This is a genomic window from Stenotrophomonas acidaminiphila (assembly GCF_001431595.1).
GTDB classification, from domain to species: domain Bacteria; phylum Pseudomonadota; class Gammaproteobacteria; order Xanthomonadales; family Xanthomonadaceae; genus Stenotrophomonas; species Stenotrophomonas acidaminiphila.
This window is the reverse complement of record NZ_LDJO01000067.1, coordinates 1-6,097: the sequence shown is the minus strand read 5'-3', so window position 1 is coordinate 6,097 and position 6,097 is coordinate 1. Positions and strand designations below refer to the sequence as shown.

General features: G+C 66.1%; 7 protein-coding genes and 1 pseudogene. All 8 read right to left on the bottom strand.

Annotation, left to right across the window (positions count from 1 at the left end; translation table 11 throughout):
* Positions 1–214 (bottom strand): annotated as a pseudogene (locus ABB33_RS15395) (hypothetical protein); the annotation flags it as partial.
* A gap of 21 nt (positions 215–235) precedes the next feature.
* Complete coding sequence (locus tag ABB33_RS15390; RefSeq protein ID WP_023095519.1) at positions 236–448, bottom strand: hypothetical protein; 213 nt, start codon at positions 446–448, stop codon at positions 236–238.
* A 329-nt stretch (positions 449–777) separates the two neighbouring features.
* Positions 778–1,335, bottom strand: coding sequence for a hypothetical protein (locus tag ABB33_RS15385; protein WP_023095520.1), 558 nt, complete (start codon positions 1,333–1,335; stop codon positions 778–780).
* Complete coding sequence (locus tag ABB33_RS19305) at positions 1,319–1,927, bottom strand: DNA cytosine methyltransferase (RefSeq protein WP_023095521.1); 609 nt, start codon at positions 1,925–1,927, stop codon at positions 1,319–1,321. Before ABB33_RS19305 ends, ABB33_RS15385 begins: the two co-directional genes overlap by 17 nt.
* A 531-nt stretch (positions 1,928–2,458) precedes the next feature.
* The gene (locus ABB33_RS15375; protein ID WP_023095522.1) at positions 2,459–4,480 is read right to left on the bottom strand and encodes a DNA topoisomerase III; all 2,022 of its coding nucleotides are present in this window, start codon (positions 4,478–4,480) and stop codon (positions 2,459–2,461) included.
* 273 nt (positions 4,481–4,753) lie between these two features.
* Positions 4,754–5,206 (bottom strand): single-stranded DNA-binding protein, encoded by a 453-nt coding sequence (locus ABB33_RS15370; protein ID WP_023095523.1) that lies wholly within the window; start codon positions 5,204–5,206, stop codon positions 4,754–4,756.
* 73 nt (positions 5,207–5,279) lie between these two features.
* Positions 5,280–5,807, bottom strand: coding sequence for a DUF3158 family protein (locus tag ABB33_RS15365; protein WP_023095524.1), 528 nt, complete (start codon positions 5,805–5,807; stop codon positions 5,280–5,282).
* Positions 5,804–6,097 (bottom strand): AcaB family transcriptional regulator (locus ABB33_RS15360; protein ID WP_152985123.1); only part of this gene is annotated, 294 nt, incomplete at its 5' end. The genes ABB33_RS15360 and ABB33_RS15365, both read right to left, overlap by 4 nt.

The window sequence follows — 6,097 nt, the reverse complement described above, 5'->3', positions numbered from 1 at the left end:
GAAAGGCTGGCCGGTCCAGCAGCATGTTGGGCCGCAGATCCCACTTGCTCTTGGCCTGGTTCAGACCTTCACGGGTGCCGTCGCCGAACCACTCGGGGCCAGCGATCTCGACACCGCGCTTCCAGGCCTCGAAAAAGGCTTGGGGCGCGGCAGCGAAATGCTGCTCTTCCCGCATGATCTGATCGACGACTTCCCGAGGCAGTAGCTGGTTCATGACGTGATTCCTCCAGTTGGATCAAGGAACGGCGAGCTGGGACCAGCCGCCTCTTTCGAGGGCACGTTGAGCCGCGGCGTAGCTGCGGAAGTACTCGCGGGATTCCCGCGAAACGGGGCCTTCGGTATCGCGCGTGCCGATGTAGTGACCGGCGGCGCTTTGCAGGACTTCGAGCGGCAGGAACTTGCCGCAGTAGGTCGAGGCCAATTGGCCGAAAGAGGCTTGTTGGGACATGGACGGGCTCCTTGGAAAAGCGGGGCCTCGTCCCTCACGGGATGGCAGCTCCCGCACGCGGTTGATAAAAAGCATCGACGTCACGGGGACGCGCGTCCGCAGACCTGATGCGATGCGGACTGGTGGGCAACGCGGGAGAGACCCGCGGCAGCCTGGAACCCTGGCTGCTGGCATGTGCTGACGAATCAGCGAACATGCGGGCAGCTTCGTGCGCGGCCCGCGCCGCGTCAGTTAGAAAACGGCATCCGGGCCAGCCCCGATTGATGCGCGCAGAAAAAAGAAGCCCCGCATCGAGTGCGGGGCTGTCAGGAAGGTGCGTCGGTCCTGGGTCAGTCGGGCGTGTCGCCCAGGATATGCTTCTTCCACAGGTCAATTGCCTGCTCGGGCGGAAGCTCGGCAAGGATGATGATGGGCTGGGTCTGCCGAGCGCGCAGCGAAGCGAAGTACGCCTTGCGGTCCGCGATGGCCTTGAGCTTGATGCCCTTGATGAACAGAAGTTTGCCGTCCTTGATGAACAGCACCCTGTTGCCGATGTCGCGCTTGAACGCGGCTCGCAACTTGCGTTCCCCGTGCATGGCTTCGGCCAGTTCATCGACCAGGAAGTCGAGCGTCATGTCGATGTAGTGAGGGTCTTCGCCCTCCTGGCCGAGGTCGAGCGGAGCAGGCGGCAGACCCTTGGCGAAGGCTTCGGCCTGAGCCAGAAGCGCCTTCTTGCCATCGAGCGCACGCAGGAATGTCGAACCGCCGTTCCCGCCGTTGTGGGCCTCGGCAATGGGAGTGCCGTCGAACACGACAATGGCGGTGAAGCACAGCGTTTCGTCGCTGGCGAAGTCGGACACTCTGAGGTCTTTCAGCGTGATGCGGTCTTGCTTAGTGATGTTTTCCATGGGAAGTCCTGAAATCAACCGGGTGGCGACATGCCCCTGGCGGGACGTGGCGGCCATCCCGTGGGTTGGAGAAAAGAGGCATCGATGCCCCGGTGGGCAGCGTTCGCCGGTGAGATGCCGGGGCGAACTGGCGGGTGGCGCGGGTCGAACCCGCGGCAGCCTTGACACCCTGGCTGCGGGCTGTTGCCGATACATCGGCAATGCAGGAGGGAGAATGGCGCGGCCCGCAGGCTGCGTCGCCGATCAATCCGAAGCGGTCGAGCCCGTCTTGTTCAGGTACTGCACCAGGCGCTGGCCCAGCCATGTCATGCACGGACTGGCACGGCATGCCGCCGACCAGGACGTCGGGCGCCGGCACGGTGCCGGCGCGCACCTGGCGGGCGATCGCGGTCATGCCGCCCAGGTTGGGCACGCGGGGGTAACGGTGGGCGAGCACGGCGCTCGTGAACGGCTCGATTTCGGCGAACCACGCGGCTTCGAGGCCGAGGGGTTGCCAGGCGAGGCTCACGGCCTCGATGCCGCTGCACACGCTGCCGTACAGCAGTGGCGCGGCCTGGGGCGCACCGCGTGAGGTGCGAGGTTGCGGGTTCATAGTCGGGTCTCCTGTTCGTGTGGCCCTGGACCGTGTGGCCGGGCCGGGACGTTGATTGGCAGGAGAAAGGCGCCGAAGGCCCTGCGGCCTTCGGCTCGGGAGGACAGAACCACCCGTGGGCTGATTGGCAGGCCCGGTCGTCGCTAGAACCGTCTGCTGTCAGCAATCACACCCGGCGCATATCGTGGTTGGCGCCGGCATCTTCTGGCGCACATCCGCGCACAAAAGGAGCCCAGTTTTTCGCCGTTGGGCACGGCGTCGAATACCGCTGACCACGAAGGGTCTCCGGGTGGCTCGCGCTACTTGGCAAGCCATCGGGGGACCCTTCGCAGAGGCGGAAGAAATGCAGATCAGCAGAACGCGCGGGTGGCGGTTCGCGGAGAAGCTACCTTCAGGCCCCGCAGCCGGGAACGGCTGGGCGGGACGCGCACACGGACAAGAGAAGGCGTTGCGCGCTGGGCGTCCCGCAGGGCGTGCGGGACACGGGCCACGCCGCCGATGGCGGGCACGGCTCTCGGGGAACGGGGTTGGTCAGGAGCCTTTGCGGCCGCTGCTGTTCCTGCTTGGGGGGCGCGAGGCACCACGCTTGGACGCACCGGATTCGACCGGCAGCGTGCCTTTGCAGTCGGGGTAGCGACTGCACGACCAGAACGGGCCGGTCTTGCCGGTGCGCTGGCGCGTGGGTGCGCCGCACTGCGGGCAAGCGGGCCCGGAGGGAATCTTGATGGACAGCGAAGTACTGCCGTACTGCGCGATCAGCTGCGAAATCCAGGCGGCTTGCTTGCCGATGAACACGTCCAGAGTGAGCTGTCCAGCTTCGATCATGTCGAGCGCCTGCTCCCACACGGCGGTAGTTCCGGGGTCAGCAATCGCCGCAGGCACGGCGTCGATCAGTGTGAACGCCGTATCCGAAGCACGGATGGAACGGCCCTTCTTCACGAGATAGCCCCGCGTCAGCAGGCCGGTGATGATGTTTGCGCGCGTGGCTTCGGTGCCGATGCCCGTCGTGTCCTTCAACTTCTGTTTCAGGCGCGGGTCGGTCACGAAGCGCGCCACGCCTTTCATCGACTTGACCAGTTCGCCCTGCGTGTAGGGCTTGGGCGGCATCGTCTTGAGCGCCTTGATCTCGGCTTCGGCCACCTGGCACGCCATGCCCTCGCGCAGCGCAGGGAGCACCTGGCTGCGCGCCGTGGCTTCTCCATCCTCGTCCGCTTGCGGCTCGGCCAGCACCAGACGCCAGCCTCTGACGACCACCTGCTTTCCGGTGGCCGCCAGCTTCTGCTGGCCGCAGGAAAGCTCGGCAACGGTGCGGTCGAACTCGTGGTGAGGGAGGAACTGCGCGAGGTAATGCGCGCGGATCAGCCGGTACACCGCCAGTTCCTTCTCGCTCATCGCAGAGAGGTTCGCGGGTTCGAGCGTCGGGATGATGCCGTGGTGCGCCGTGACCTTGCCGTCGTTCCAGGCGCGTGAGCGCTGGGAGCGGTCGAGCTGGCCCATGATGGGATGCAGCGAGGGGTCGGTCTTGAGCAGGCTGTCCAGGACAGTCGGCACTTCCGCGAACATGCTTTCGGGCAGGTAGCCCGAATCGGAGCGTGGATACGTCGTGGCCTTGTGCGTCTCGTACAGGGCCTGGGCGATCTCCAGGGTCTCCTGCACGTCCAGCCCAAGCTGCTTGGAACAAACCTCCTGAAGCGTTCCCAGGTCGAACAGCAGCGGCGGACCTTCGCGCACGCGCTCGGTCTCGACCAATACGACCTGGGCGCTGCCTGCAGCGCGGATCTGCTGCGCGGCCTGCTGGGCGATAGGCTGCTGCAGGCAGCGGCCGGCGTCGTCGGTGCAGCCATCGGGCGGAACCCACTGCGCGCTGAAAGTCTGTCCACCTGCGGAAAGGGACGCGTCGATGGCCCAGAACGGCACCGACTGGAAGGCCGCGATCTCGCGGTCGCGGTCCACGACGAGCTTCAAGGTCGGCGTCTGGACGCGACCGACGGACAGCACGCCGTCGTAGCCGGCCTGGCGCCCGAGCACCGTGAACAACCGGCTGAGGTTCATGCCCACGAGCCAGTCGGCGCGTGAGCGCGCCAGTGCCGAGTAGTACATCGGCAGCGTGTCGGATGAGGGCCGCAGCTTGCCGAGCGCGGTGCGGATCGACGCATCGTTGAGCGCCGACAGCCATAACCGCTCGATGGGGCCGCAGTAGCCGCACAGGTCGATGATCTCGCGGGCGATCAGCTCGCCCTCGCGGTCGGCATCGGTGGCGATGACCAGATGGGTCGCCTTGGCCAGAAGCGCCTTGACGACCTTGAACTGCGTGGCGGTCTTCGGTTTGACATCGACCCGCCACTGCTGGGGAACGATGGGCAACTGCTCCAGCGACCAGCGTTTGAGCGCCGCGTCATAGACCTCGGGAGCTGCCGCTTCTACGAGATGGCCGATGCACCAGGTGACGGTGACGCCGGAGCCGCTGAGACAGCCTTCACCGCGCTGTGTCGCGCCGAGAATTCGGCCAATGTCTTTGCCCTGGGAGGGCTTCTCGCACAAGAACAGCCGCATGTCCGTCCATCCGAATTCCGTGGTTCATTGAGTTGCTGGAATCGAGGATGCCGAGCACCACCAGGGGCAGCAGCAAACAAGCCGCACACGGCGGCGACCACTTTCACGGGATGGAATGGCGGGGACGGGAGTGGCGTGCGGCCGGGAGGGTGCGGTTCGGGAGCCGCGGTTTTCGGGAGCGCGTGGAAGCCGGTGGACGTTGATGGAGCTATCCCCTGGGGATAGCTCGCGAGGGCGTGGGGCGACGGACGACTGCCGCCGCCCCATGCCGGGTCACTTCCTGCGCTTCGGCTCCTTCGGCGCGGCCGGTTCCTGGGCGGCCTGGGGATTCGGCTGCGTGTCCTGCGTGGTCTCCTGCTGCCTGGGGCTGAGGGTCACGGACTCGATGCGGAACGGCAGGATGCCGACACTGCGCGCGTTGATCTGCCAGGTCTCGCGCGGCTGATCCTCGTTGTCCGTCCAGGGTTCGCGCTCCATGCGGCCGACGACCAGCACGCGCATGCCCTTCTGGTAGAGGTCCTTCCAGTGCGCGGCGTCGCGGTGCCAGATTTCCACCGGCGCCCAGAAGCCGCCGCGATCCTCGAAGCTGCCATCCTTCTTGGGAATGGGGTTGTCGAAATAGACGTTCAGGCGCAGAAGGCGGCTGGGCTCGTCGTTGCCGTTGGGGAACTCCCGGTACTCGGGGGGCGAACCGATGTTGCCCTCGCCAGAAAAGTGCGTGCTCATGTTGCAATCTCCGTGGTGGTTGAAAAACCCGCACCTGGTTGGCGGCGGGCGCGTGCTGGGGTGCGTGGCGCGATCACCGATCACGCATGGCGGATGGCATGGACTTGAGCCGGCGCAGGTAGGCGTCTTCCGCCTCGGCGGCCTTGCTGGCGCACTCCTGCGCCTGCCGGCCCAAGGTGTGCAACAAGCTGATCTGCATGTTCAGCGTGATGCGCTGAAGCTCGATGGCGTGCAGGTCGACCAGCAGGTTGACCGGCGTGCTGGTACTCGCCATCAGCTCCTGCCACAAGGCGACGCCCATGGCCGAGCGGTCGTGCTTGCGCCAGCGCAAAAACACCGTGCCTGCGCCAGTGGTCTGCTGGGCCAACTCGATGGGCAGCAGGTGGAAGGGATGCCCGACCGCCTGTGGCAGCACCTGTCGCTGCGCCAAGCCAATCAACTCGTCGCGCATGGCGAAGCACTGGCTGGCCCAGACCTCCAAGTCCCCTTTACCTTTAAAGGGCTTCAAAAGGCCTTTTAGAGAGCCTGCGTGTTCCAGCCGCATGAAGGCGGTCTGTTGCAGCGGGCGGAAGTAGCGGGTGTCGCGGTTCGGGTCGCTCATGCCTGCGCGTCCTCGTCCGCGGTAGTCTCGGGTGCCTCGGTGGTGGTGGCCTCGTCGCTGGGCAATGCGGCTGCGGCAGGACCGTCACCGCGCTGCTGCAGGCCACGGCGCACGATCGGCGGCGCGAACTTCGAGCGGCGCGTGCCTTCCAGCACGTCCTGCGGCAACTCGCCGAATTTCTCCAGCGCCGCCCGTGCTGCGGCATTCTTGGCGGCGAAGTCGTCGCGGGTGCAGCCCGAGTAGCGGTACTGCTGCGCCAGGCTGAAAAGACTGCGCAGTGCATGGGCGCC